We start from the raw sequence: 24325 nt of genomic DNA, 5'->3' as shown, positions 1-24325 counted from the left end.
CCGCCCGGGCCGACGTGGTGGTGATCGGCGGCGGCTTCTGCGGCCTCTCGACAGCGCTCCACCTCGCCGAGGCGGGCCTCAGGCCCGTCGTGCTGGAAGCCCGCGAGATCGGCTTCGGCGGCTCGGGCCGCAACGGCGGCCAGGTGATCCCGGGGCTCAAGCACGACCCCGACGAACTGGTGCAGATGTTCGGGGCGGAGCGCGGCGAGCGCCTCGCCGCCTTCGGGGCCGGCACCGCCGACGCGGTGTTCGACCTCATCGCCCGGCACCGGATGGAGGTGCCGCACACCCGCACCGGCTGGATCCAGGGCGCCCACACCGCCGAGGGCCTGGCACAGGCCGAGCGCCGGGCGGAGCAGTGGGCGAAGCGCGGCGCCCCGGCCCGCCTGCTCGACAAGGCCGAGACCGACCGGCTGCTCGGCACCGAGCGCTACCGCGGCGGCTGGCTCGACGGCCGCGGCGGCGCGGTCCAGCCCCTCGCCTACGCCCGCGGCCTCGCCCGCGCGGCGCTCGCGGCGGGCGCGGCGATCCATACCGGCACGCCGGTGACCGGCCTGTCGCGCCGGGGCGACACCTGGACGGTGCGCACCGGCCCGTCGGACCGGCCCGGCCCGAGCCTGACGGCCGGGCGGGTCGTGCTGTGCACCAACGGCTACTCGGACGACCTCTGGCCGTCCTTGCGCCGGACCATCATCGCGGCCAACTCGTTCCAGGTCGCGACGACGCCGCTCTCGGACAACCTGCGCCGCACGGTGCTGCCGGAAGGCCAGGTCTCCTCCGACACCCGCAAGCTGCTGCTGTACTTCCGCCTCGACCATACCGGCCGCCTGCTGCTCGGCGGGCGCGGGCCGTTCCGCGAGCCCAAGGGACCGGCCGACTGGGCCCACCTCGAGCGGATCGTGCCGAAGCTGTTTCCGCAGCTCGCCGGGATCGGCTTCGACCACCGCTGGTGCGGCCGGGTGGCGGTCACCCGGGACTACCTGCCCCACCTGCACGAGCCCGAGCCGGGCCTCATCATCGACATCGGCTGCCAGGGCCGCGGCGTCGGCCTCCAGACCCGCATGGGCCAGGCCATCGCCGCCTTCATCGCCCGCGGCGACGCCGACGCGCTGCCCGTCGCCCCGAGCCCGATCACGCCGCTGCCGCTGCACGGGCTGCACCGCCTCTACGCCTCGGCGGTGGTGACCTGGTACCGGCTGCAGGACGGGGGTCTCTGACACCGGCGCGCGCCCGCAATCGGCGCGGAAGCGTCCGGCGCAAGGTCGCGGGCGGGGCTCTCGCGCCAGCCTACCCGCGCAAAGCCCGCTCGATCAGCCCCGCCGCCGCGAGCGCGCGGCCGTCGTCGCCGAACCGGGCGATCACCTGCACGCCCACCGGCAGGCCCGCGGACGTCCGGTCGACCGGCAGGGTCACGCAGGGCACGCCCATCAGGGTCCAGAGGCGGTTGAAGCGCGAGTCGCCTGTCTGGGCGAGGCCGGCCGGCGCCGCGCCCGGGGCGGCGTAGGTCAGGAGCACGTCGAGGCCGCCCTCGGAGAAGACGTCCTTCAGGCCGCGGCGGGCGTGGTGGGCGGTGCGGCGGGCGGCGTCGTAGGCGGCGGTCTCGATCTCCTGCGCCGCGTCGAGGGCGGCGCGCAGGAGCGGCGGCAGCGCGTCGCGGTGGGTCGCGTATTCCCAGGCCAGGGCCTGGCGCGCCTCGTAGTCCTGGATGGTGCCGTGGACCGCGAAGGCCTCCCCGAAGGCGTCCGGCAGCGAGAGGTCGCGGATGACGGCGCCGGCCCGCTCGGCCGCCTCGGCCGCCCGGGCCAGCGCGGCCTCCGCTTCCGGGTCAGGAGCGGCACAGAACTCCTGGCGCACGACGCCGATGCGCGGCGCGCCGGGATCGCCGGTGCGGGCGATGGCGGGCCGGTCGGCCAGCAGCGCCAGCGCGTGGGCGGCGTCGGCGACGCCGGCCGTGAACAGGCCGAGCGTGTCGAGCGCCCAGGAGTAGCACTTCACGCCGACCGTCGGCAGCAGCCGGAACGAGGGCTTGACGCCGACGACGCCGCAGAAGGCCGCCGGGCGGATCACCGAGCCGCCGGTCTGGGTCCCGAGCGCCAGCGGCAGCATCCCGGCCGCCACCGCGGCGGCCGAGCCGGCCGAGGAGCCTCCCGGCGTGTGGCCGGGCGCGTGCGGGTTGCGGGTCGCGGTGGGGTCGAGGAAGGCGAAGGGCGTGGTGGTGGTCTTGGCGAGCGGCACCGCGCCGAGGGCCTTCAGCCGCGCCACCACCGGCGCATCGGCCCGCGGCTGCCAGCCGTCGTAGATGGCCGAGCCCATCCGGGTCGGCAGGTCGGCGGTGTCGATGATGTCCTTGAGCCCGACCGCGATCCCGGCGAGCGGCCCGCCCGCGGGGATGACCGAGGCCGGATCGACGCAGACCAGGGCGCCGACCTCCGGCTCGCGGGCCGCGATCGCCTCGCGCACGAGGCCGACCGCCCCCTCCCGCGTCAGCCGGCCGGCATCGATTCGGGCGCAGAGGTCGAGGAGCGAGAGCATGGGGCCGTCCGGGGCGGGTGCAAGCGTGTCGGGCGTTGTTGTAAGCCCAATGCCCGGCCCTGTCGCGGTCCCGGCCGCACGGATCCAAACCCGGTTCACCGGGCGAGGTCGTCGCGCAGCATCCGGGCCTCGTCCGCCGGCAGATGGCCGGCCCCGTCCTCGATCAGCCACCGTTCGAGGCGTCGGCCCGGATCGGCGCGGGAGAGCGTGCGGCCGGCGCGGTCCCGGAGCTCCACGACGCCCGCCGAGACGAAGACGTCGGCGAAGCGTCCTCCGGGCGCGACGCGCAGGCCGCGATAGCCGAGGCCGTCGCGCGTCGCCGCTCCCGCCGCCGCGGGCGGGAGCGCGTCCAGGCGCCGCTCCAGCTCGGCCGCGGCGGCGGGCGAGAGCGGGAAGCGCGGGTTCGGCCGGCCGCTGTAGAGATCCACCTCGACGTCGACCGGCATGCCCGCCTCCGTGATGCCCGGCCCGCCCGCGCGGGCAGGGCCCGTCAGCGGATGAGCTGGGAGCGACAGGTATAGAAGTAGCCGCAGAACTGCGTATAGGGCCCGCGGTTGCATGTCTCGGGATTCGTAATCACGCGGTTGCTGTTGTCGGTGTTGCGGGCCGCCGTGGATCCCGGCTTGTGGCCCCAGAACCCCTCCTTCTGCTTGCGATACCAGTGGTAGTCGACGAAGCCTGGCCCCGGTGCGACGACCAGCGCGACCAGGTAGCGCGGCTTCTCGCCATCGGGGAAGCAGTCGAAGCGCCGGTGAAGCCTGTCGCACAAAGCCGCGCGCGTGACCTCCTGGCAGGTGATCGCCTTGTACATGTTGCCGCAGCCCCGCCCGGGCTGCGCGAAGGTGTTGGTGCGCTTGTTGCTCGCGTAGTTGTAGCAGTTGTTGCTGCTTCGCACGCTCACATCGTTGTTCCAGAAGCCCGGATTGAAGGCGCCCAGCTCGATCGTGCAGGTGACGGCCGCTTCGGCTTCCGCCGTCGCCTCGGCGGCCTCCGCCCCCGCCGCTCCGCGGGCATCCGCCTGCGAGGTCCGGCTCGTCCGCTCGAGCTGCTGCGTCAGGAAGGTCTGGAGCGCCGCATCGAGCGGCACCTGCGCCGCCGCCTCGGCCTTCGCTGCCCCGCCCTGGATCGCCGCATTGTCCGGCTGCGCCTTGCTCATCGACGCGACGAGGCGCTCGGCGAGGGCGTTCGCCCGATGGTCGGCGGCGCCGGGACCGGCCGGCAGGTAGAGCGAGCCCTGCAGGTCGAAATCGTGCGCGATCTCGTCGGTCACGGGCTCGATCAGCAGACCCCGGAAGCCGAGGCCGGCATCGGCGGGAGCGGACTCCGCCGTCAGGTGCCGCTCCTTCATGACGTCGCGCAGGATGGCACGCGCCTCGCTCTCGTCGGAGATGATCCACGTCGGATCAGGCCGTCCGGAAAATACATCAGCCGTTACTCGCAACATCTCTCCCTCCCTCGATCATCATGGCATCGGTGACGACTCCTCTCGCGCGCACTCGCCGTCCATGCGGACGGAACATCGCAACGACCATCTCATTGCCCAGGATTTCCACGCAAACCGAGATCTGAGCACAAAGCATCAAGCATGCGACACTCGCGCGAGATACTTAGAATAAATTTCTACAATGTACATCAATAGTGCTTCCTCTGATGTTCGCTCGTCAATACTCAAATCGGATGATCCGATCGGCATCGCCTTGTCCCGAACACTCGCACCCGGCGCTCGCTCGAGCGGAGCGATCTGCCCGGACCCGACCGGGCGTCGCGGAGTGCTGCGAGACCACCCGGCGCCGCCGCCCCGAGGCACGGAGTGCGATGCATTGCAGGCAGGGGCCGGCTTCGGCTAAACCGGCGCCGTTCACCCGCTGCACGGCCGCCTGGGGCGGAAAGGCCGGCGCGGCGGGGCGCCGGCGATCCGGCATCCTTCGCGAGAGAGCCTGCCCCCGTGACCCTTCCTTCCGCCCTGCCGCTTCAAGCCCAGGCGATGCCCGGCCACGCGATGCCCGACCATGCGACGCCGGCGGTCTCGCGCCTCGGGCGCCTGTTCGGCCGCCGACGCAAGCCCGGCGCGGCCGACCTGCCGGAGGACCGCGACGGCGAAGGCTTCGGCGGGCCCGGCATCCTGGCGGTGGCGGGCCTCAAGAAGAGCTACGGCGCCCGCACGGTGGTGCACGATGCCGGCCTGACCGTGCGCAACGGCGAGGCGGTGGGGCTGCTCGGCCCCAACGGCGCCGGCAAGACCACGATCTTCTACATGATCACCGGCCTCGTCTCGGCCGACCGGGGCACGATCAGCCTCGACGGGCACGAGATCACACGGCTGCCGATGTACCAGCGGGCCCGGCTCGGCATCGGCTACCTGCCGCAGGAGGCCTCGATCTTCCGCGGCCTCAACGTCGAGGACAACATCCGGGCGGTGCTCGAGGTGGTCGAGCCCGACCGCAAGGCCCGGGAGCGCAAGCTCGACTCGCTCCTCGACGAGTTCAACATCACCCGCCTGCGCAAGTCGCCCTCCATCGCCCTGTCGGGCGGCGAGCGGCGGCGCTGCGAGATCGCCCGGGCGCTGGCCTCCTCGCCCTCCTTCATGCTGCTCGACGAGCCCTTCGCGGGCATCGACCCAATCGCCGTCGGCGACATCCAGGAACTGGTGATGCACCTCAAGGGCCGCGGCATCGGCGTGCTCATCACCGACCACAACGTGCGCGAGACGCTCGGCCTGATCGACCGGGCCTACATCGTCCATTCGGGCCGCATCCTCACCGAGGGCACCCCCGACGAGATCGTGGCGAACGAGGACGTGCGCCGGCTCTATCTCGGCGAGGATTTCCGCCTGTAGCGGCGGGAGCCGCGTGGCCGCCCCGGTCGGCGGGAGCGACGTCCGCCATCGTCGTCCCGGGGCGCGCTCCAGGCGAGACCCGGATCCGGAAGAGCTGACCGCGCAGGACGAGGCGGGCCCGCCTCCGTCGCGCGCAAGACGCCCCTGCGCGCCTGGATTCGGACTCCCCTGCGCGATCCCGGGATGACGCGGAGAGTTGGCGACACGCGCGCATCGTTCTCCGCTCGCGCCCGAGCGGTTGCGAAGTTCGCGGAATGACATCATGCTGGCCGCGGTCGGACTCTACTTCGACCACGTCCCAACCGATTTCCCTTCCTCCTGCGTCGCCGCCGCACCCTCGCCGGAAGCCATCGCCTTTCCACTGGCGTCCGACCCCGCCCTGCGCCACCCTCGTCGAGGATCACGCAGGGCCGCCACGATCGCTTTGACGCATGTCCGGCTTCGGGTTAAAGCTGCTTTCAGGTTTCTGAAGCAAGAGTTGTGCCGACCCCGGCCCTCACCGGGGCGTCGCATGTCGGGGCTGGCTGATGGGTTTGCTGCAACGGCTCGAGATGCGCCAGGGACAGGCCCTGGTCATGACGCCGCAACTCCTGCAGGCGATCAAGCTGCTGCAGCTCTCCCACCTCGACCTCGCGGCCTACGTCGATGCCGAGCTCGAGCGCAACCCGCTCCTGGAGCGGGCCGAGGCGGAGGTGTCCGGCGAGGCGGGCGAGCCCCGGGGCGAGGCGGCCGAGCCCGCCCGGGACGGGCCCGACGGCGAGGGCTTCGACGGCGAGGCCTCGGCCGAGCCCTGGCTCTCCCACGACCTGAACCCGAGCCGCAGCGAGATCGAGGGCGATCTCGGCACCCGCCTCGACAACGTGTTTCCGGACGACGGCCCGGCGACCCGCGAGGCGCCGGCGGGGTCCGAGGGGCTGTCGCTGACGCCCGCCCCCTACGGCAATGCCGGGGGCAGCTTCGACGGCGAGGCACCGGACTTCGAGGCGACGCTCACCGCCGAATCCTCGCTGCACGAGCACCTCTCGGCCCAGCTCGACCTGGCGACCCGCGACCCCGTCGAGCGCCTGGTCGGCGGCTTCCTGGTCGACGCCATCGACGAGGCCGGCTACCTGCGCGAGGACCTCGCCGCCCTGTCCGAGCGCCTCGGCGTACCCCTCGCCCTCGTCGAGCGGGTGCTGACGCTGGTGCAGGGTTTCGACCCCTCCGGCATCGGCGCCCGCGACCTCGCCGAGTGCCTGGCGATCCAGCTGCGCGAGCAGGACCGCTTCGACCCGGCGATGCAGGCCCTGGTCTCGCGCCTCGACCTCGTGGCCAAGCGCGACTTCGCCTCCCTGCGGCGCCTGTGCGGCGTCGACGAGGAGGATCTGAGCGACATGCTGTCCGAGCTGCGCCGCCTCGACCCGAAGCCCGGCCGCGCCTTCGGCTCCGGCCCGGTCGAGGTGCTGGTGCCCGACGTGTTCGTGCGTCCGGCCCCCGACGGCTCGTGGCTCGTCGAGCTCAACAGCGAGGCCCTGCCCCGGGTGCTGGTCAACCAGAGCTACTACGCCACCGTGTCGCGCGGGGCGAAAACCGACACCGACAAGGCCTTCCTGTCGGAGTGCCTGCAGACGGCGAACTGGCTCACCCGCAGCCTGGAGCAGCGCGCCCGCACCATCCTGAAGGTGGCGAGCGAGATCGTGCGCCAGCAGGACGGGTTCTTCGTCAACGGCGTCGCCCACCTGCGGCCGCTCAACCTGAAGACGGTCGCCGACGCGATCGGGATGCACGAATCCACCGTCTCGCGGGTGACCTCGAACAAGTCGATCGGCACCAGCCGCGGCACCTTCGAGATGAAGTACTTCTTCACCGCGGCGATTCCCGGGGCGGCCGGCGCCGCGGCCCACTCCTCCGAGGCGGTGCGCCACCGCATCAAGCAGCTCATCGACGGCGAGACCGCCGGCGACGTGCTGTCGGACGACGCCCTGGTGCAGCGCCTGCGCGGCGAGGGCGTCGACATCGCCCGCCGCACCGTGGCGAAGTACCGGGAATCCCTGCGCATCCCGTCCTCCATCGAGCGTCGGCGCGAGCGTGCCGCGATGCCGGCGCGCTGATCGCCTCGCGGCGCGCGAGGCGCGCTCCGGACCCGCTCGACGGCACCGGCAGCCGGAAGGCCTGTTACCTGCCGCTGCTGAGCCGGCTTCGTTGACTTCGCGTCCGGGCGTTCTTAGCTCTTGAGGTGCTGGCCCCTGTGCCGGAGACGTTCCCGGGATGCGGGCCGACGAACAACGAGACCGGAGGGAGTCGATGGCGTTGCGCGTGTCAGGTCGTGGCGTGGATCTGGGGGAAGCCCTGAGAACGCGGGTGGAGCAGCGGATCGCCTCCGCCCTCACCAAGTACTTCGACGGCGCCTACCACGGCCACGTGACGGTCGGGCGGGACGGCAGCGCCTACCGGACCGACTGCGTCCTGCACCTGCCCTCCGGCATCACCCTCGAGGCCTCGGGCGCCGCCCACGACGCCCATGCGAGCTTCGACCAGACCGCCGAGCGCATCGAGAAGCGCCTGCGCCGCTACAAGCACCGCCTCAAGTCCCATCCCAACGGCCACGCCAAGGACATGGCCGTCGACGGGACCCTCCCCGAGGACACCGCCGTGATGGAGGCAGCCTACTCGGTGATGGAGGCGCCCGAGGAGGATACCGGCGAGCATCCGCCGATCATCGCCGAGAGCACCCGCACCCTGCATCGGCGCACGGTCAGCGAGGCGGTGGTGGAGCTGGATCTGACCGGCGTCCCCGTCCTGGTCTTCGTTCACGCTGGAACCGAGCGGGTCAACGTCGTATACCGTCGAGGCGACGGTGCGATCGGCTGGATCGATCCGCCGGAACGCGGTACTCCGTGAGCGGGCTCGTCCCTCTCCCGGAGGGCCTCCGGTCCTGGAACATGAGCAGGGCGCGCCTTCGCGCTCCCCGCCGATGAGGCAGCGGTCTCGATGCCATTGCTGGAATTCCTGAAGCCGGAGGCGGTCCTCCCGGCGCTGCGGGCGCAGGGGAAGAAGCAGGTTCTGCAGGAGCTGGCCGCGCACGCGGCCCGCCACCTGCCGGGCCTGGACGAGCGCGAGATCTTCGAGACGCTGCTGCAGCGCGAGCGTCTCGGCTCCACCGGCATCGGCGAGGGCGTGGCGATCCCGCACGGCAAGCTGCCGGGGCTCGAGACGCTGTTCGGCCTGATGGCCCGCCTCGAGCGGCCGGTCGACTTCGAGGCCCTCGACGGACAGCCGGTCGACATCGCCTTCCTGCTGCTGGCGCCCGAGGGCGCCGGGGCCGACCACCTGAAAGCGCTCGCCCGGGTCGCCCGGGTGCTGCGCGAGCCCGGCATCATCGACCGCATCCGCGCGGCGCGGGACGCCGACGCGCTCTACGCCCTCCTGACCCAATCCCCCGCCCAGGCGGCGTGACCATGCGCCCTCCCCTGCCCGCGACGCTGCTCGCCGCGGCAGCGACCCTGCTCGCCGCAACCGGCCCGGCCTCGGCCGTCGACGGCACCTGCGCCCGCGACCTCCTGGTGGCGCAATCCTCCCAGCGGGTGGCAATCGAGCGCCTGGAGACCCTCGGCGACAGCGAGGCCGACCGGTGCCGCGGCTGGCGCCAGCACGTCGACACGATGCGCCGCGCCGCGACCGTGTACGGCCGCTGCCTCTCGGGCAGCGAGCGCAGCGAGCGCCTGGCCCAGGTGCAGGGTTCGGAGAAGGAGTTCTCGGAGCTGCTGCGGACCCGCTGCAAGGGACGGTAGGCGGCCCCGGCGGTCACCGCACCAGCGGCTCGGCCACCACCTTCACCGGATGCCCGCGGCTGACCAGCACCGCCGCGCTCGAGTGCTCGGGATCGTTCTCGAACCGGGTGCGGATCCAGGCGACCAGAAACTTCGCGTATTCGGAGGCGAGGAGCCGCGCCGAGGCCGGGTGGCGCCACCACTGGTCGGGATCGATCCCTTCCGAGACGACCGGGTGGGGGACCACCCGGTGGCCCTCCGCCAGCGCGTGGTCGAGCTCCACCAGGGTGCGCGGCATGTGGTAGTTCGAGGTCACGACGGCGACGCTCCGGAAGCCGTTCTCGCGCATCCAGCGCCGGATCTCGATCGCGTTGCCGATGGTGTTGCGGGCCCGGTAGTCGAGGTCGACGCAGCAGGCGATCAGGTGCTGCTGGCCCGGGTTGAGGCGGGCGATCTCGTCGCGGCTGGTGCGCTCGTTGACACCGGTGATGAGGAGGCGCCGGCCGTAGCCGCCGGCGAGCAGGTCCATCGCGTCCTCGATGCGCTGGGCCCCGCCGGTGAGGGCCACGATCCCGTCGGAGGGGGCGAGCGGCATCCGCTCCGACCGGGCGAGGCCGGCCACGAAGGCGAGGAAGCCGAGGCCGAGGGCCGCCCCGGCGACGAGGCCGAGCCCGGTGACGGCCAGGGCGAGGCGGCGGCGCAGGCTCCACCGGACCGGAGGCCGTCCCTCGGGCCCGCCGCCCGACCAGGACCAGCCCACCACGTCGCCGGTTCGCGTTGTCATTCCGCGCTGCATCCGCGAGGTTATCTCACCCGTGTCGAGCATAGTGCCGATTGCGGCGGCCGAGAGGCAACCGCCCCGAGGGCCGAATCGTTCACGGCCCGCTCCGAGCCCCTGTGAAGAGCGGGCACGGGCCGAGGTTAGGCCCCGTACCTAGCGTCAGGCTGGTGTCAGTCGAGGAAGCGCCGCACCGTCAGGCGCGAGACGACCGCGGTGACGACCGAGGCGATCACCCCGATCAGCACCACGCTGGCATAGCCGCGCCAGCCGATGGCGAAGCCGCCGAACAGGGCCTCGATCTCGTCGCCCGCCGGGCCGGCGCGCCAGAGCCGGGCGAGGGCGCCGCCGAGCCCGATCACCCCGAGCGCCGCCGCCGCCCCGATCCCGCCGCCCCGCAGGCCGAGGCGGAAGAAGCGGCGCTGGAACTCGCGGGCGATGAAGTCCGCGTCGGCGCCGACGAAGTGCAGCACCTCCACCACCTCGCGGTTGCCCGCCATGGCGCCGCGGGTCGCGAAGGTGACGGCGAGCCCGGTGGCCAGCAGCACCAGTGCCACCACGGCGATGCCGACGCCCACCACGGTGTTCGCCATGGTCGAGAGGCGCGAGAGCCAGAGCGCGTGGTCGTCGAGGCTCGCCACCCCGGGCAGCGCCTCGGCGAGGCGCTGGCGCAAGGAGCCGAGGTCGGGCGTGCCGCTGCCGAGCCGGACCGTGATCAGCCGCGGCACCGGCAGGTCACCGAGGTCGAGGCCGCTGCCGAGCCAGGGCTCGAGCAGGCGCTCGGATTCCCCCTTCGAGAACGGGCGCGTCGCGGCGACGCCGGGGGTGGCGGCGGCCAGCGCCGCCGCCGTGGCGACGTCGGCGTCGGTGTCGCGGCCCGGCCCCGGGCGGACCTGGATCGTCACCTCCTGCGCCACCGAGCCCTGCCACTGCGCGGCGCTCGAGGCGACGATTTCGGCACCTCCGGCGCAGAGGGCGGCGAGGAAGGTCAGGATCGCGATCACGGCGGCGAGCGCCCGGCCGGCGCTGGTGTCGGTCGGGACCAGGGGCGCGTTGCGGCGCAGGGTCGGCGGCAGGTCGGCGGCGGGCGTCGCCCGCGGCGCTCGCTCCAGGGTCGCGCCCTCAGACATGACGATCCCTCGCGCGGCTCATCCCTCGATCCGCAGGCGGTTGTTGCCCAGGATGAACCGGCGCGCGTCGACGAGGTCCATCAGGGCGAAGTCGTGGGTGGCGATCAGCACCGAGGTGCCGAGGCGGTTGAGCTCGACGAACAGGCGCAGCAGGCGCCGGCCGAGCTGCGGGTCGACGTTGCCGGTGGGCTCGTCGGCGAGCAGCAGCTCCGGCCGGGCGATCAGCGCCCGGGCGATCGCCGCGCGCTGCTTCTCGCCGCCCGAGAGCAGCGGCGGCAGCACGTGCATGCGCTCGCCGAGGCCCACCCATCGCAGCAGCTCCACCACCTCGGCCCGGTAGCTCGTCTCGGCCCGGCCCTGGACGCGCAGCGGCAGCGCGACGTTCTCGTAGGTGGTGAGGTGGTCGAGCAGGCGGAAATCCTGGAAGACCACGCCCATGCGCCGGCGCAGGGACGTCAGGGCCTCGCTCGAGATGCCGCTCACCTCCTCGCCGAACACCGAGACCAGGCCCCGGCTCGGCCGCACCGAGAGCAGGATCAGGCGAAGCAGCGTCGTCTTGCCGGCCCCGGATGGGCCGGTGAGAAACTGGAACGAGTGCGGGGCGATGGTGAAGCTGATGTCGCTCAGGACCTCCGGGCCGACCCCGTAGCGCATCCCCACATTCTCGAACCGGACCACCGGCTCGTCCATCCCGCCGAGCAGGCTGCTTCCGGTCCCCCTGTCCGTTCTCGCGTCCATCCGGTCTCCGTTGCGGGTGTCTCGCGGCCCGGGCCGCTGGCCGGCGCGCGCTCTCGCGGCCCGGCCGCTTTACCATGCATTAAGGCTGTAGCGGGAGGAGTCGTGGTCCGGCCCTGGTGCCGCGCCCGACTGATTCGCCATGCTGATCGTCTGCCCGTCCTGCGCAAGCGAATATACGCTCGATCCCGAGCGGATCGGCCCCGGCGGGCGCACCGTGCGCTGTGCCGCCTGCCGCGAGCCCTGGTTCGTGCCGCCCCCCGCCGCGGAGGCGGCCGGAGGCCCGGCGCTCTCGCCACCCGGCGAGGCGGTGTTCACCGCCGCTGCGGGGCCGGCGGGCGCCCCGTCCCGCCGCGCCGGTCCGCGGGGACGCACCGCCGAGGGGGGCGCCGCCGGCCCGCGCCGGCGCCTCGTCGCGGCCGCCGCGGCGGTGGCGGCCTGCGGTGCGGTCATGGCCGCCCTCCTGCCCGCCGGCCGGACGGCCCTGGTCCGGGCCCTGCCCCAGACGGCCCGGCTCTACGCGGCGGTCGGCCTGCCAGTGAACCTGCGCGGCCTCGCCTTCCGGGACATCGCCGCCTACCAGGTGCCGGACGCCTCCGGCGGCCGGCTCGTGGTCGAGGGCGACGTGGTGAGCGCCTCGGCGCGGACGGTGCCGGTGCCCCCGCTCAGCCTCGAGGTGCGCGACGAGCACGGCCAGGTCGTCTATCGCTGGACCGCCGAGGCCCCCCGGGCGCGGCTCGAGCCGGAGGAATCCGCCCGCTTCCGGGCCGAGCTCGCCGGCCCTCCCGCCAGGGGACGGGCGGTGCTGGTCCGCTTTGCCGCGGTTGACAGCGGGGATTCTGCCGTCAGCCTGAAGGCTCCGATGAACGCCCACGACCGAGACCGATGAACCCGCCCCTGCCCCGCGTCCGCGTCCTCTTCGACGAAACCGCCATCGCGCAGCGCAACGAGGAGATCGCCCGCGCCATCGCGGACCAGCCGCTCGAGAACCTCCTGGTCGTGGCGGTGCTCAAGGGCAGCTTCATGTTCGCCGCCGACCTGATCCGGGCCCTGCACCGGGCCGGGCTCGCGCCCCAGGTCGAGTTCATCCACCTGTCGAGCTACCGCGCCGCCACCGTGTCCTCCGGCCAGGTCGCGATCCTGCGCGACGTCGAGAGCGAGGTGCGCGGGCGCGACGTGCTGCTGATCGACGACATCCTCGAATCCGGCCGCACCCTCGTCTACGCCAAGGACCTGCTGATGGCCCGCGGCGCCCGCCGGGTCCTCACCACCGTGCTGCTCGAGAAGCCCGGCAAGCGCGCGGTGACGATCGACGCCGATTACGTCGGCTTCACCTGCCCGGACGTGTTCGTGGTCGGCTACGGCATGGACGTGGCCCACGCCTTCCGGCAACTTCCCTTCGTCGGCCTCGTCGATTACGGCGACGGTGAGCCGGATCTGTTCGACAAGGGCTAAAAGGGATCCGAATTCGGGAATCCGGCGCCGGGCTCCCGAGGTCCGGAGCGATGCGCAATTGCCACGCGGCCGAGCCGTTTGCCGGCATGCGGCGGGAAAGCGGAACCTCAGCCGCCGCAGCGGCTTGACCCCGAGCCGTGCGCCCGACCACAGTCGCCGTGTCCGCGCGGCTCATTCAGGCTTGAGAGACGAGAGGACATGGCGCGCATCCTGCTGGTCGACGACGAGGAACCGATCCGCGGCTTCCTGAAGCGCGGGCTGGAGATGGACGGCCACACGGTCGTGACCGCGGTCGACGGCAGCGACGGTCTCGACCGGCTGGCCGAGAGCGGCTTCGACCTGATGCTGACCGACATCCGCATGCCGCTGATGGACGGCATCGCCCTGGCGCTCGCGGCCAAGCGCGACTATCCCGACCTGACGATCCTGCTGATGACCGGCTTCGCCGACCAGCGCGAGCGCGCCCGCGGCCTCGACGCCATCGTAGCCGACGTGCTGACGAAGCCCTTCACCCTCGCCGACATGCGCGCCACCGTGGCCCGGACCCTGCGCGCCGCCGGGGCGGTGGCGGCCCGCTGAGAGGCGGCCGGCGCGTCAGCCCGCGGTCGCCGGGCCGGCGAAGTGGTCGAGGGCGAAATCGACGAAGGAACGCAGCTTCGGCGTGATCCGCCGGTCTGGCGCGTAGAGGAGGTGCATCGGGCGGGACACCGGCCGGTGATGCGGCAGCACCCGCACGAGAAGCCCCGCCGCGACGGCGTCCCGCACCAGCGCGGTCGGCTGCAGCAGCAGGCCGAGGCCGGCGAGCGCCGCCGTCAGCAGGGCCTGGCCGTTGTTGACGAGGAGCCGGTACGACACCTCGACCGCCTCGGGTCCCTCCGGCCCGACGAAGCGCCACTGATCCCCCGTCGCCAGGTAGGCGAAGCCGAGGCATTCGTGCCGCGTCAGGTCGCCCGGCGCGGCCGGCGCGCCCCGGGCGGCGAGGTAGGACGGGGCGGCGCAGAGGGTGAAGTCCATCGGGCGCAGGGGCCGGGCGATCAGGTTGCTCTCGGCCAGGGGGCCGACCCGGAAGACGACCTCGTAGCCCTCCTCGATGAGGTCGACCTTCCGGTCGGAGAGGGTCAGCGTGACGTCGACCTCCGGATAGGCCGCGAGGTAGCCGGGCAGGACCCGGGCCAGCTCGTAGGCGCCGAAGGTGACGGGTGCGTTGACCCGGATCTGGCCCCGCGGCACCGCCCGGCTGCTCGCCGCGACCGCCTCCGCCGCCTCGACCTCGGCCAGGATGATGCGGACCCGCTCGTAGAGCTCGCGCCCCGCCTCGGTCAGGCTCTGGCGGCGCGTCGTCCGGTTGATCAGCCGGACGCCGAGATGCTCCTCCAGCAGGCGCACCTGCTTGCCGACTGCCTGCGGGGTGAGCCCGAGCGTCTCGCCGGCGGCGGAGAAGGACCCCGCCTCGACGGCCTTGGCGAAGGCCTCCATGCCGGACAGACGATCCATCGATCAAAAACCGCGCGTTTCAAATCTCGAACTCGGGCCAGGATTTATCACGCGACCCCGCGGGCTCATACCGGGCGGACGAGCGGGGCAGTCCAGAGGAGAGGCCAGACATGTCGACCCAACGCCGCGTGGTGATCACCGAGTTCGGCCCGCCGCAGGTCATGACCCTCGCGAGCGAGGCGCTGGCCGCCCCCGGCGCGGGCGAGGCGCAGATCCGCCAGACGGCGGTCGGCTTCAACTTCATCGACGTCTACCAGCGCAAAGGCATCTACCCGCTCGATCTGCCGACCGGGCTCGGCTTCGAGGCGGCGGGCGTCGTCGAGGCGGTAGGTCCCGGCGTCGCCGACCTGAAGCCGGGCGACCGGGTGGCCTACATGAACGCCGGCGTCGGCGCCTATGCCGACCGGCGCAACGTGCCGGCGGAAAAGCTCGTGCGGCTGCCCGACGCAGTGAGCGACGAGGCCGCCGCGTCCCTGCTGTTCAAGGGGATGACGGCGCAGTACCTGCTGCGCAAGACCCACGCGGTGCAGGCGGGAGACCTGCTGCTGGTTCACTCCGCCGCCGGCGGCGTCGGCCAGATCCTGACCCGCTGGGCCACCGCCCTCGGGGCGCGGGTGATCGGCACCACCAGCTCGCCGGGCAAGCGCGAGGCGGCGCTGGCGGCCGGCTGCGAGGCGGTGGTGAACCTCACCGATCCCGACTGGCCGCAGGCCTTCCTCAAGGCCGCCGGCGGCACCAAGGCCCGCGTCGTCTACGACGCCGTCGGCAAGGACACCCTGCTCAAGTCCCTCGACTGCGCCGCCCCGTTCGGCCTCGTCGTCTCCTACGGCGCCGCCTCGGGCCCGGCCCCGGCGATCGACCCGGATCTCCTCAACAAGAAGGGCTGCCTGTTCCTGACCCGCCCCTCGGTGTTCCCGCACAACGCCGACCCGAAGACCTTCCGGGCCAACGCCGCCGACCTGTTCGACGCGATCGGCCGGGGACACGTGGCGGTCGATGTCGGCGCTCGCTTCCCCCTCGACCAGGTGGTGGAGGCGCACGAGGCCGCGGAGGCACGCGCCGTCACCGGGGCGATCGTGCTGGTGCCCTGAGGCACATCGTCGAGGGATTCAAATTCTTTCGACGGTCCTGAAGACCTCGGCGGCATCCCGGGGCCGCGCAGCGGAACCCGGGATCCATGAACGCTGAGGTTACAGAAGGAGCCGGACCGCGTTCCGCCTCGTTCCGTACCGCCAATGGTCATGGATCCCGGACGCTCGCCTGCGGCGCGCCCCGGGATGCCTCGGAGAGTTGCAAACCCTCGCGTTCTCGACTGGCCACTCGGCAGGGTGACGGGTTACGTCAGTTCATCCACCAGATCGCCGCGTTGAGCGCGGTCGCGTAAGCGACCCAGGCGGCGTAGGGCACGAGGACGAGGGCCGCCACCCGGTCGAGGGAGGCGAAGAGCCGGATCGTCCACAGGATCATCACCAGGAGGGCGACCACCACCACGAGGCCGCCGGCCAAGTCGTGGGCGGCGAAGAAGACCGGCGTCCAGGCGCCGTTGAGGGCGAGCTGGACGAAGAAGGCCGACAGCGCGAGGGTGCGGGTGCGCCGCAGGGAGCCCGTGGCCGGCGCGGTGCCGAGCACGCGCCACCCCGCGAAGGCGATCAGGGCGTAGAGGATCGTCCAGGCGACGGGAAAGACCCAGTTCGGCGGCGTGAAGCCCGGCTTGGCCAGGCCCGCGTACCAGGTCGGGATGTTGGGCGTGGTGGACAGGCTGCCGAGCACCGCGACCGCCGCGACGGGCAAGACCGCGGCGAGGAGGCGCGGCACGGGAGGGAGGACGGGTCGGCCGGGGCCGGGAGCGGGATCGGTGTGGGGCAGGGTTGCGGCGGGCGGCATCAGGGGCTCGGGTGCTATTCCCGGATGGAGGTTGCGCCCGGGCACCGGTTCTGCAAGGGCGGCGGAGGATCAAAATCCCCGATCGCAATCCGGCCGCACCCTGGAGTCCCGGCATGAGCAGCGCCCCGCGCCCCTGGTCGAAGAAGAGCCTCGCCGCCCAGGCGCTCGGCCACGTCGATCCGGTCACCAAGGCGGTGGTGCCGCCGATCCACGTCGCCACCACCTACATCCGCGACCCCGACAACCAGTACTCGTCCGGCTACGTCTACGGCCGGCCCGACAACGCCACCGTGCGCGAGGCGGAAGCCGTGATCGCGATGCTGGAGGAGGCGGAGGCCGGCGCGCTGCTGTTCTCCTCCGGCATGGCCGCCGCGACGGCGGTGTTCGGCGCCCTCGACCCCGGCGACCACATCGTGGCGCCGACCGTGATGTACTGGGCCCTGCGCCGCTGGCTGTCCGAGGAGGCGACCCGCTGGGGCCTGAGGGTGGACTTCGTCGCCACCGACGACCTCGACGCCCTGAAGGGCGCGGTGCGGCCCGGAGAGACCAAGCTCGTCTGGCTCGAGACCCCCTCGAACCCGCTCTGGACCGTCACTGACATCGCGGGCGCCGCCGCGATCGCCCACGCGGCGGGCGCGCGCCTGGCGGTCGACTCGACCGCGAGTTCGCCGGTGGTGACCCGTCCCCTGAGCCTCGGCGCCGACGTGGTGATGCACGCTGCCACCAAGGTGCTCAACGGCCATTCCGACGTGATCGCCGGGGCGCTCGCCGGCGCGAAGGCGGACGCGTTCTGGGCCCGGATCCAGCGCATCCGCTCCGGCAACGGCGCGATCCTCGGGCCGTTCGAGGCCTACCTGCTGATGCGCGGGATGCGCACCCTGCACGTGCGCATCGCCGCCCAGATGGCGAATGCCGACGCGCTCGCCCGACGGCTCGCCGCCCACCCGGCGGTGGCCCAGGTGCTGTATCCGGGCCTGCCCGAGCATCCCGGCTACGCGGTCGCGGCCCGTCAGATGACCGGCGGCTTCGGCACCATGCTGTCGATCCGGGTGGCAGCGGGCGAGGCGGCGGCGATCCGGGCGGCGGCCCGGGTGGGCCTGTGGAAGCGCGCGACCTCGCTCGGCGGCGTCGAGAGCCTGATCGAGCACCGCGCCTCGATCGAGGGCCCGAGCACCCCCTGCCCGCCGGACCTGCTGCGGCTCTCCGTCGGCATCGAGGACGCGGACGACCTCTACGCCGACCTGGATCAGGCCCTTCGATAAAGCACGGCCCATTCCGTCGATGCGGCCGTACTGCCCGGACGCATCGTCGGCCCGTCGCGACGACTTGACCGGACTTCGAGGCTTGGCAACTCTGCAAGTCGCCGGCCAAGTCGCTGGTGTGGAGACCGGCGACGCTTGGACCCCTCATCCGATTCCGGGATGCCGGCGCCGGACCTCCTGCTCGCGGCGCTCTACGGCAGCGTGACGCGCGACGACGCGCTGCCGACGATGCTCGACCTGCTGGCGGCGCGGTTCCGTTGCCGCTCGGCCGCATTCCTCTACGTCGACCGGCTGCTGCCGCTGGCCGACGTGGTGCGCGGCCACGGCCTGTTCGACGACGACGCGCAGAGCCGCTACCGCGACGGCTTTGCCCGGATCGATCCTCTGCCGGGCCTGATGGCGCGGCTGCCGGTGGGCCGGGCGGCGGCGAGCGACCGGCTGTTCAGCCAGGCGGAGATCCTGGCCCTGCCGTTCATCCGCGAGTTCTACCATCCGCTCGGCCTGCGCGAGGCCCTCGGCGGCCCGGTGGTCAACGAGGAGGGCCGGCTCGGCATCGTGGCGGTGCATCGCGGCCCCGACCGGGAGCCGTTCGGGGACGACGAGATCCGCGACTTCGAGGCGCTGATCCCGCACCTCGCCCAGGCGGTCCAGCTGCGGCGGCGCTTCTTCGCCATCGCGGGCGAGGCCCGGATGGCGGCCGATGCCCTCGACGCCACCGCCGTTCCCGTCCTGGTGCTGACGCCGTCGGGGGCCTTGAGCCGGGCGAACGCCGCCGCCCGCGCGCTCCTCGCCCGGGGCGACGGGCTGGCCCTGAGCCGCGCCGGCCGCCTGGAGATCCGCGACCCGCCGACGGCCCGGCGCCTGCGCGACCTGCTGGCGGCGGGAGGACCGGCGACCGGACCGGCGGTCCTGCCGGTCCCGCGCGGCGGCGACGGGACCCGCGCCCCCTACACGCTGCGGCTCGCCCCGGCGCCGGCCGGCGGCTTCATGGTCCAGGTCTCCGACCCCGATCGGCCGTCCTCGGATCCGACGCCGCTCCTGATGGCGACGCTCGACCTGTCGCCGCCCGCCGCCCGCCTCGTCGCGGCGCTGCTCCGGGGCGACGGCCTCAAGGATCACGCCCGCAGGACCGGCCTGTCGCCCAATACCATCAAGTACCACCTCAAGGCGGCTTTCGCCGCGACCCGGACGCGCCGCCAGGCCGACCTGGTCCGCCTGGCGACGGGGATCGTCCGCGACTTCGACATCGATTCCTGACCGTTGCGGCGGCCCGGATCTTACCGTGCCACACCCGCAACGTCCCGCCCTTCCCACCGTTCTCGACCCGGTCGGATAGAGCGCCGGCCGCCCCGTTCTCGCGTCGGCCGACTGCCTGACGGACGCGAGCGGGAGCCGGCGGGGCTGTTCGCGCGTTGGCCCGGCGAAGCTGATCCACGCCCGACCCGGGAGACCCGCCATGCCCGCCGCCCTGCCCCTCGCGCTGCTGAGCGCGCATCTCGTGCTCGTCGCGGCGGATGGTCCGCCCAAGCTCGACATCGAGGGCACCTGCAACTCGCCCGGCCGCGCCTCCGTCAGCCAGGAGTCCGGCTCGGACGGCTGTCTGCGCTCCGAGCGGTCCGCGGGCGACGAGCTGCGCAAGCGCTGGAGCGAGTTCTCCGGCTCGGCCAAGCACCAGTGCTCGCAGCAATCGCGGGCCGGCGGTTTTCCGAGCTACGTCGAGATGCTGACCTGCCTGGAGCTCGCCAGCGGCAGCGTGCCGGTAACGAGCCCCCGCAACGGCGCCACCGCCGGCCAGGGCAGCCCCACCACCACCGGCAGCACCCGCGGCCGGCCGGAGGAGCGGGCCGACAGCCTGACCGCCGAGCCCTCGCCGAGCCAGCGCACCGACCCGCTCAAGGTCCTGGGCAAGCCGGCGCGGTGAGGCGTCACCGCGGCGAAGCCTTGGCGTCGTCGGTGGCGGTGGCGAGCCAGACCGGGGCCTCGCCGCGGACCGGCTGCGGCCGGGGGAGAGCCGGGGGCGGCGCGGCGCGGGCCGCCGCGAGGTCGCGCAGCTCCTGCGCCTGGGCGGTGTCGTCGACGGTGAGGAAGAGGCCGCGCCGGCGTGCCGCCTGGCCGAGGTCGGACCGACTGGTGAGGACGCTGAGCGCGGGGCTCGCCAGCAGGGCGAGAACCAGCGGCGCCATCCAGAGTGTCAGCAGCGGGTCGGCGGCGTAGACCAGCGCCACCGCCAGCAGGCCGCCGGCCACCAGGGAATCGGCCTGGAGGCGGCAGGCCTCGGACCACGGCACCCGGCGATCGTCGCGGGCCTGCGTGTCCCAGCGCACCACGCGACCCGCGAAGGTCGAGAGCACGGCTCCGGCGTTGAACAGGGTCAGGACCGGCCAGAGCAGCACCCACAGGGCCTGCTCGAGGGCGGCGCTGACGAGGAGCCGCCGGGTGCCGCCGAAGGCGGCGCGGCGCTCGGGCGAGAGCAGCACGTGGCCGAGGCTGAGGAGCTTCGGCAGCGCCAGCACGGCGAGGCTCAAGCAGGCCAGGATCGCCGCCGCCGGCCCCTCGCTGGTGAGGCCGTAGGCAAGCAGCCCGAGATCGCCGCTGCGCACGGCCTGCCAGGTGCCCAACCCCAAGAAGGCGATCCAGACCGGCGCGGCGAGGTAGGACAGGATGCCCGCCCCGATGTGCCAGCGGCTGCCGGCGGTGAGGCCCGGCAGGCGGATGACGCCGAGATGCTGCAGGTTGCCCTGGCACCAGCGCCGCTCGCGGCCGAGCAGGTCGGTGAGGTTGGTGGGCATCTCCTCCCAGGTGCCGGGCTCCTCGGGCAGGAGGCGCAGCTCCCAGCCGGCCCGGCGCAGGAGCGCTCCTTCCACCGTGTCGTGGCACAGGATCTCGCCGCCGAGCGGCGGGCGCCCGGGCAGCACCGGCAGGGCGGCGTTCGCCGCGAAGGCCTCGATCCGCAGGATGGCGTTGTGGCCCCAGTAGCCTCCGTCCGGCCCCTGCCAGGTCTCGAGGGCGCGGATCGACAGCGGGGCGTAGAGCCGCACCGCGAATTGCTGGATGCGGGCGAACAGCGTGTCGCGCCCGGCGGCGTAGCTGACGGTCTGGATCAGGCCGACCCGCGGGTTCTCCTCCATCAGCCGCACCAAGCGGCGCATGGCGGTCCCCGTCATCAGGCTGTCGGCGTCGAGGACGATCATGAAGTCGTACTCGTGGCCGTAGGTCTCGCAGAACTCGCCGATGTTGCCGGCCTTGCGCCCGGCATTGTCCTGGCGGCGGCGGTAGCGGATCGCCGGCAGGCCGGGCCCGGCGGCCTCGCACCGAGCTTGCTCGCGCCAGGCGAGGATGCGGGCGAACTCGCGCTCCTCGGCCGCGGCGATCTCGGGGTCGCGGGTGTCGCTGAGGACGAAGATGTCGAGGTCGCGCCCGTCGCCCCCGGTCCGGGCGAGGGAGCGGGCCATGACCCGGATGGCGGCGAAGACCGCGGCGGCGTCCTCGGCGTGAATCGCCACCACGGCGGCGGTGCGGCTGCGGCCGCTGGCCTCGGGCCGGAGTCCCGCGGCCTGCCGCTCCACCGCCGACATCACCCGGGCGCCGAGGCCGGCCGCGACCGCGCCGTAGAAGTATTGCCAGGCGATGTAGGCCTGCCAGGCCATCGCCAGGCAGAACAGGACGAGCACCGCGGCCTCGAGCGGCCCGTCCGGCACGCCGACGCTCGCCGAGGCCGCCGCCGCGATGGCGAGAGCCGTCGCCACGGTCGGCAGGGCCAGCGCCAGGCGGCGACGGCGCAGGGACGCGGCATCCTGCCGCTGGGTGAGGTCCGCGCCGGGCGCAGCCGGCACCGCATCGTGCGACGGGGGAACGAGGGACATGAGGGTCGCGTGTACTCGGTGGGTGAGGGCCGAAAAGGGCCGGGCGCAGGGCGCCGTGGCCGCGCTGCCCCGCCGGCACGTCATGGATCAATCGGTCTGAATGACGCCAGAACGATGACACCTGTTCGCGGCGCCCCGCTCCCATAGATACAGCCCAGATGTATCCAGCCCGGCTCGCACCGGGCCGGCCATGGCGGGCAAGGAGCGCGAAGGGTGCCGCAGACGATCCTGATCACCGGCGGGGCCGGGTTCATCGGCCGGGCCGTGGCGCGGGCCCTCGTCGCCCGGGGCGACCGGGTGCGCGTGCTCGACGGCATGATCCCGCAAGTTCACGGCGAGATCCACGGCGAGGGCGGGCGGGCCCGCCCGGAAGGGTTGCCCGACGCGGTGGAGCTGCAGGTCGGCGACGTCCGCGACGGGCGTGCGGTCGCCGAGGCGGTCGCCGGCGTCGACGCGGTGATCCACCTCGCCGCCGAAGTCGGGGTCGGCCAGAGCATGTACGACGTCGACCGCTACGTCGCGGTCAACGACCACGGCACCGCGGTGCTGTTCCAGGCCCTGATCGAGCGGCCGGTGCGGCGGGTGGTGGTGGCTTCCTCGATGAGCGTCTACGGCGAGGGGCTGTATCGCGGCGCCGACGGGCGGGTGCGCGAGGAGGTGGTGCGCCAGCCCCGCCCGGGCCCCGACGCCCCGTGGGACCCCCTCGACGAGGAGGGAAGGCCGCTGGTGCCGGTGCCGACGCCGGAATGGAAGCGCCCGGCGCTCGCCTCGGTCTACGCGCTCACCAAGTACGCCCAGGAGCGCCTGACCCTGATGCTGGCCCCGGCCTACGGCATGGAGGGCGTGGCCCTGCGGCTCTGGAACGCCTACGGACCGGGCCAGGCGCTGTCGAACCCCTATACGGGCGTGCTCGCCATCTTCGCCTCGCGTCTGCACAACGGCGCGCGCCCGGTGATCTTCGAGGACGGGCACCAGCGGCGGGACTTCGTGCAGGTCGACGACGTGGCCCAGGCCTTCCTGCTCGCCCTCGACCGACCCAGGGCCGCCGGCCAGGTCTACAACATCGGCTCGGGCGAGGACCGCTCGGTGCGGGAGGTCGCCGCCCTGCTGGCCCAGGCGATGGGCCGGCCCGACCTCACCCCGGAGATCGCCGGCAAGGCCCGGGCGGGGGACATCCGGCACTGCATCCCCGACATCACCAAGGCCCGGGAGGAGCTGGGCTACCGGCCGGCCCGCGACTTCGCCGACGGCCTGAAGGAGCTCGCCGCCTGGGTGGCGGAGCAGGAGGAGGCCCGGGACCGGGTCGAGGAGGCGCGCCGCGAGCTCGACCGGCGCGGGCTGGTGGCGTGATGGCGGACCACGCGGCGAACCACTCGGCGGCCGGCCGGCGCCCGGTCCTGATCACCGGCGGCGCCGGCTTCATCGGCGCGAACCTCGCGGACGCCCTGGCGGCGGAGGGGCGCGACGTGCTGATCTACGACGCCCTGCTGCGCCCCGGCGTCGAGGCGAACCTGGCCTGGCTGAAGGCGCGCCACCCGCAGCGGATCGCCGCCGTGACGGCGGACGTGCGCGACGCGGGAAGCCTCGCGGCGGCGGCGGCGGAGGCCTCGGCGGTGGTCCACCTCGCCGCCCAGGTCGCCGTGACGACGAGCCTCGCGGATCCGGTGACGGATTTCGCCGTCAATCTCGGGTCGACCGTGACCCTGCTCGAGGCCTTGCGCCGGCGCGCCGACCCGCCGCCGCTGATCTTCGCCTCGACCAACAAGGTCTACGGCGACCTCGCCGACCTGACCTTCCGGCGCGACGGGGAGGCCTACGTGCCGGCCGACCCGGAGATCCTGGCCCACGGCATCGGCGAGGAGCGCTCCCTCGACTTCCACACGCCCTACGGCTGCTCCAAGGGCGGGGCCGACCAGTACGTGCTCGACTATGCCCGCAGCTTCGGCGTGCCGACCTGCGTGCTGCGGATGAGCTGCATCTACGGCCCGCGCCAGATGGGCACCGAGGACCAGGGCTGGGTCGCCCATTTCCTGATCCGGGCCCTGGAGGGACGGCCGATCACGGTCTACGGCGACGGCTGCCAGGTCCGCGACGTGCTCGACGTCGGCGACGCGGTCGCGGCCTACCGGGCGGCGCTCGCGCGGATCGGGGCGGTGCGGGGCCGGGCCTACAACCTCGGCGGCGGTCCCGGGAACGCCGTGTCCCTGCGCCAGGTCCTGGGGGCGATCGAGGCGATCGTCGGCCATCCCCTCGACCTCGCCTTCGAGGGATGGCGCGCCGGCGATCAGCGCTACTACGTCTCCGACACCCGCCGCGCCGCCGCCGACCTCGGCCTCGCGGCCCCGCTGCTGTGGCGCCGGGGCCTCGCCCGCCTGGCGGACTGGCTCGCCGAGAGCCGGGGCCTGCGCCTCGGGGGCGCGGCGCGGCAGGCGATGCCGGCCTGAGCCGCGCGCGAGACGCGATTCGGTTCCATGCCGGAGCCTGCGGCACCGGCATGGTGGCGGGGCGGCGGGTGCGCCGGCCTCATGGCGGAAGACCCCATTGGATTATTTGCTTTAACCGGGCACGGGGGGAAAAGGCTTTTGCGTCCCGGGCGGGACCCCCACC

The 24325-nt window shown here is 73.4% G+C and carries 24 protein-coding genes; 15 read left to right on the top strand and 9 right to left on the bottom strand.

Annotated features, from left to right (window positions below; all coding sequences use genetic code 11):
- Nucleotides 1-1217: NAD(P)/FAD-dependent oxidoreductase (locus VQ02_RS28870; RefSeq protein ID WP_048447697.1), on the top strand; the 1217-nt coding region annotated here is incomplete at its 5' end.
- A 70-nt stretch (nt 1218-1287) separates the two neighbouring features.
- On the opposite strand, the gene VQ02_RS28865 is transcribed toward VQ02_RS28870, so the two are convergent.
- From VQ02_RS28865 to VQ02_RS28855, 3 genes are all read right to left on the bottom strand, one after another.
- Nucleotides 1288-2532: an amidase gene (locus VQ02_RS28865; protein WP_048447694.1), complete on the bottom strand. Its 1245-nt coding sequence runs from the start codon at nt 2530-2532 to the stop codon at nt 1288-1290.
- A gap of 95 nt (nt 2533-2627) precedes the next feature.
- Nucleotides 2628-2978, bottom strand: coding sequence for a hypothetical protein (locus tag VQ02_RS28860; RefSeq protein ID WP_048447693.1), 351 nt, complete (start codon nt 2976-2978; stop codon nt 2628-2630).
- A 44-nt stretch (nt 2979-3022) separates the two neighbouring features.
- Nucleotides 3023-3976: a hypothetical protein gene (locus VQ02_RS28855; protein ID WP_048447692.1), complete on the bottom strand. Its 954-nt coding sequence runs from the start codon at nt 3974-3976 to the stop codon at nt 3023-3025.
- Between the two features lie 540 nt (nt 3977-4516).
- Here VQ02_RS28855 and lptB point away from each other — a divergent pair.
- The 5 genes from lptB to VQ02_RS28830 all read left to right on the top strand — a co-directional run bounded on the left by lptB (nt 4517) and on the right by VQ02_RS28830 (nt 9138).
- On the top strand, nt 4517-5368 hold the full coding sequence (gene lptB, locus VQ02_RS28850) for an LPS export ABC transporter ATP-binding protein (RefSeq protein WP_425339934.1): 852 nt from the start codon (nt 4517-4519) through the stop codon (nt 5366-5368).
- Nucleotides 5369-5895: 527 nt separating this feature from the next.
- Entirely contained in the window at nt 5896-7458 is a 1563-nt protein-coding gene (rpoN, locus tag VQ02_RS28845; protein ID WP_048447690.1) for an RNA polymerase factor sigma-54, read from the top strand.
- 193 nt (nt 7459-7651) lie between these two features.
- Nucleotides 7652-8248: a ribosome hibernation-promoting factor, HPF/YfiA family gene (hpf, locus tag VQ02_RS28840; protein ID WP_048447689.1), complete on the top strand. Its 597-nt coding sequence runs from the start codon at nt 7652-7654 to the stop codon at nt 8246-8248.
- A 90-nt stretch (nt 8249-8338) separates the two neighbouring features.
- Nucleotides 8339-8803: a PTS IIA-like nitrogen regulatory protein PtsN gene (ptsN, locus tag VQ02_RS28835; RefSeq protein ID WP_048447688.1), complete on the top strand. Its 465-nt coding sequence runs from the start codon at nt 8339-8341 to the stop codon at nt 8801-8803.
- 2 nt (nt 8804-8805) lie between these two features.
- Nucleotides 8806-9138, top strand: coding sequence for a hypothetical protein (locus VQ02_RS28830; RefSeq protein ID WP_157080856.1), 333 nt, complete (start codon nt 8806-8808; stop codon nt 9136-9138).
- A 13-nt stretch (nt 9139-9151) separates the two neighbouring features.
- On the opposite strand, the gene VQ02_RS28825 is transcribed toward VQ02_RS28830, so the two are convergent.
- From VQ02_RS28825 to ftsE, 3 genes are all read right to left on the bottom strand, one after another.
- Nucleotides 9152-9901, bottom strand: a complete 750-nt coding sequence (locus VQ02_RS28825) for a YdcF family protein (protein WP_157080855.1) — start codon at nt 9899-9901, stop codon at nt 9152-9154.
- Nucleotides 9902-10068: 167 nt separating this feature from the next.
- Nucleotides 10069-11025: a cell division protein FtsX gene (locus tag VQ02_RS28820; RefSeq protein WP_048447686.1), complete on the bottom strand. Its 957-nt coding sequence runs from the start codon at nt 11023-11025 to the stop codon at nt 10069-10071.
- Between the two features lie 18 nt (nt 11026-11043).
- Nucleotides 11044-11763 carry a cell division ATP-binding protein FtsE gene (ftsE, locus tag VQ02_RS28815; RefSeq protein WP_048447685.1) on the bottom strand — a complete coding sequence of 240 codons (720 nt, stop codon included), beginning with the start codon at nt 11761-11763 and terminating at the stop codon, nt 11044-11046.
- A gap of 139 nt (nt 11764-11902) precedes the next feature.
- Between ftsE and VQ02_RS28810 the strand changes: the two genes are divergently transcribed.
- From VQ02_RS28810 to VQ02_RS28800, 3 genes are all read left to right on the top strand, one after another.
- Nucleotides 11903-12649, top strand: coding sequence for a zinc-ribbon domain-containing protein (locus tag VQ02_RS28810; protein ID WP_048447684.1), 747 nt, complete (start codon nt 11903-11905; stop codon nt 12647-12649).
- Nucleotides 12646-13215, top strand: coding sequence for a hypoxanthine phosphoribosyltransferase (gene hpt, locus VQ02_RS28805; protein ID WP_048447683.1), 570 nt, complete (start codon nt 12646-12648; stop codon nt 13213-13215). The genes VQ02_RS28810 and hpt overlap by 4 nt, the downstream gene beginning before the upstream one ends.
- 198 nt (nt 13216-13413) lie before the next feature.
- Nucleotides 13414-13794, top strand: coding sequence for a response regulator (locus tag VQ02_RS28800; RefSeq protein ID WP_048447682.1), 381 nt, complete (start codon nt 13414-13416; stop codon nt 13792-13794).
- Between the two features lie 15 nt (nt 13795-13809).
- Here the strand turns inward: VQ02_RS28800 and VQ02_RS28795 are convergent, their stop codons facing one another.
- Nucleotides 13810-14709, bottom strand: coding sequence for a LysR family transcriptional regulator (locus VQ02_RS28795; protein ID WP_048447681.1), 900 nt, complete (start codon nt 14707-14709; stop codon nt 13810-13812).
- Between the two features lie 110 nt (nt 14710-14819).
- Here VQ02_RS28795 and VQ02_RS28790 point away from each other — a divergent pair, with 110 nt between their 5' ends.
- Nucleotides 14820-15800, top strand: a complete 981-nt coding sequence (locus tag VQ02_RS28790) for a quinone oxidoreductase family protein (protein ID WP_048447680.1) — start codon at nt 14820-14822, stop codon at nt 15798-15800.
- Between the two features lie 250 nt (nt 15801-16050).
- On the opposite strand, the gene VQ02_RS28785 is transcribed toward VQ02_RS28790, so the two are convergent.
- Complete coding sequence (locus VQ02_RS28785; protein WP_048447679.1) at nt 16051-16593, bottom strand: TspO/MBR family protein; 543 nt, start codon at nt 16591-16593, stop codon at nt 16051-16053.
- A 113-nt stretch (nt 16594-16706) separates the two neighbouring features.
- Between VQ02_RS28785 and VQ02_RS28780 the strand changes: the two genes are divergently transcribed.
- The 3 genes from VQ02_RS28780 to VQ02_RS28770 all read left to right on the top strand — a co-directional run bounded on the left by VQ02_RS28780 (nt 16707) and on the right by VQ02_RS28770 (nt 19776).
- A complete protein-coding gene (locus tag VQ02_RS28780; RefSeq protein WP_048447678.1) occupies nt 16707-17855 on the top strand; it encodes a trans-sulfuration enzyme family protein in 1149 nt (382 codons plus the stop codon).
- A 135-nt stretch (nt 17856-17990) separates the two neighbouring features.
- Nucleotides 17991-19112 (top strand): helix-turn-helix transcriptional regulator, encoded by a 1122-nt coding sequence (locus VQ02_RS28775; protein ID WP_157080854.1) that lies wholly within the window; start codon nt 17991-17993, stop codon nt 19110-19112.
- A 199-nt stretch (nt 19113-19311) separates the two neighbouring features.
- Nucleotides 19312-19776 carry a hypothetical protein gene (locus tag VQ02_RS28770; RefSeq protein WP_048447676.1) on the top strand — a complete coding sequence of 155 codons (465 nt, stop codon included), beginning with the start codon at nt 19312-19314 and terminating at the stop codon, nt 19774-19776.
- Between the two features lie 4 nt (nt 19777-19780).
- Here VQ02_RS28770 and mdoH read toward each other — a convergent pair whose 3' ends face one another.
- Nucleotides 19781-21718, bottom strand: coding sequence for a glucans biosynthesis glucosyltransferase MdoH (gene mdoH / locus VQ02_RS28765; protein WP_083469511.1), 1938 nt, complete (start codon nt 21716-21718; stop codon nt 19781-19783).
- A 213-nt stretch (nt 21719-21931) separates the two neighbouring features.
- Here mdoH and VQ02_RS28760 point away from each other — a divergent pair, with 213 nt between their 5' ends.
- Entirely contained in the window at nt 21932-23068 is a 1137-nt protein-coding gene (locus tag VQ02_RS28760) for an NAD-dependent epimerase/dehydratase family protein (RefSeq protein ID WP_048447675.1), read from the top strand.
- A complete protein-coding gene (locus VQ02_RS28755; RefSeq protein ID WP_048447674.1) occupies nt 23068-24162 on the top strand; it encodes an SDR family NAD(P)-dependent oxidoreductase in 1095 nt (364 codons plus the stop codon). Before VQ02_RS28760 ends, VQ02_RS28755 begins: the two co-directional genes overlap by 1 nt.
- The last annotated feature ends 163 nt before the right edge of the window (nt 24163-24325 follow it).

Origin of the sequence: Methylobacterium variabile, assembly GCF_001043975.1 — a bacterium.
GTDB classification, from domain to species: Bacteria; Pseudomonadota; Alphaproteobacteria; order Rhizobiales; family Beijerinckiaceae; genus Methylobacterium; species Methylobacterium variabile.
This window is presented reverse-complemented; position numbering and strand designations above follow the sequence as displayed.

Coding starts and splice junctions, on each gene's coding strand:
- VQ02_RS28755 (WP_048447674.1), top strand. CDS start 23,068: ATGGCGGACCACGCGGCGAACCACTCGGCGGCCGGCCGGCGCCCGGTC.
- hpf (WP_048447689.1), top strand. CDS start 7,652: ATGGCGTTGCGCGTGTCAGGTCGTGGCGTGGATCTGGGGGAAGCCCTG.
- lptB (WP_425339934.1), top strand. CDS start 4,517: ATGCCCGGCCACGCGATGCCCGACCATGCGACGCCGGCGGTCTCGCGC.
- VQ02_RS28790 (WP_048447680.1), top strand. CDS start 14,820: ATGTCGACCCAACGCCGCGTGGTGATCACCGAGTTCGGCCCGCCGCAG.
- VQ02_RS28830 (WP_157080856.1), top strand. CDS start 8,806: ATGCGCCCTCCCCTGCCCGCGACGCTGCTCGCCGCGGCAGCGACCCTG.
- ptsN (WP_048447688.1), top strand. CDS start 8,339: ATGCCATTGCTGGAATTCCTGAAGCCGGAGGCGGTCCTCCCGGCGCTG.
- VQ02_RS28810 (WP_048447684.1), top strand. CDS start 11,903: ATGCTGATCGTCTGCCCGTCCTGCGCAAGCGAATATACGCTCGATCCC.
- mdoH (WP_083469511.1), bottom strand. CDS start 21,718: ATGTCCCTCGTTCCCCCGTCGCACGATGCGGTGCCGGCTGCGCCCGGC.
- VQ02_RS28860 (WP_048447693.1), bottom strand. CDS start 2,978: ATGCCGGTCGACGTCGAGGTGGATCTCTACAGCGGCCGGCCGAACCCG.
- VQ02_RS28795 (WP_048447681.1), bottom strand. CDS start 14,709: ATGGATCGTCTGTCCGGCATGGAGGCCTTCGCCAAGGCCGTCGAGGCG.
- VQ02_RS28800 (WP_048447682.1), top strand. CDS start 13,414: ATGGCGCGCATCCTGCTGGTCGACGACGAGGAACCGATCCGCGGCTTC.
- rpoN (WP_048447690.1), top strand. CDS start 5,896: ATGGGTTTGCTGCAACGGCTCGAGATGCGCCAGGGACAGGCCCTGGTC.
- hpt (WP_048447683.1), top strand. CDS start 12,646: ATGAACCCGCCCCTGCCCCGCGTCCGCGTCCTCTTCGACGAAACCGCC.
- VQ02_RS28865 (WP_048447694.1), bottom strand. CDS start 2,532: ATGCTCTCGCTCCTCGACCTCTGCGCCCGAATCGATGCCGGCCGGCTG.
- VQ02_RS28780 (WP_048447678.1), top strand. CDS start 16,707: ATGAGCAGCGCCCCGCGCCCCTGGTCGAAGAAGAGCCTCGCCGCCCAG.
- VQ02_RS28820 (WP_048447686.1), bottom strand. CDS start 11,025: ATGTCTGAGGGCGCGACCCTGGAGCGAGCGCCGCGGGCGACGCCCGCC.
- ftsE (WP_048447685.1), bottom strand. CDS start 11,763: ATGGACGCGAGAACGGACAGGGGGACCGGAAGCAGCCTGCTCGGCGGG.
- VQ02_RS28785 (WP_048447679.1), bottom strand. CDS start 16,593: ATGCCGCCCGCCGCAACCCTGCCCCACACCGATCCCGCTCCCGGCCCC.
- VQ02_RS28825 (WP_157080855.1), bottom strand. CDS start 9,901: ATGACAACGCGAACCGGCGACGTGGTGGGCTGGTCCTGGTCGGGCGGC.
- VQ02_RS28770 (WP_048447676.1), top strand. CDS start 19,312: ATGCCCGCCGCCCTGCCCCTCGCGCTGCTGAGCGCGCATCTCGTGCTC.
- VQ02_RS28855 (WP_048447692.1), bottom strand. CDS start 3,976: ATGTTGCGAGTAACGGCTGATGTATTTTCCGGACGGCCTGATCCGACG.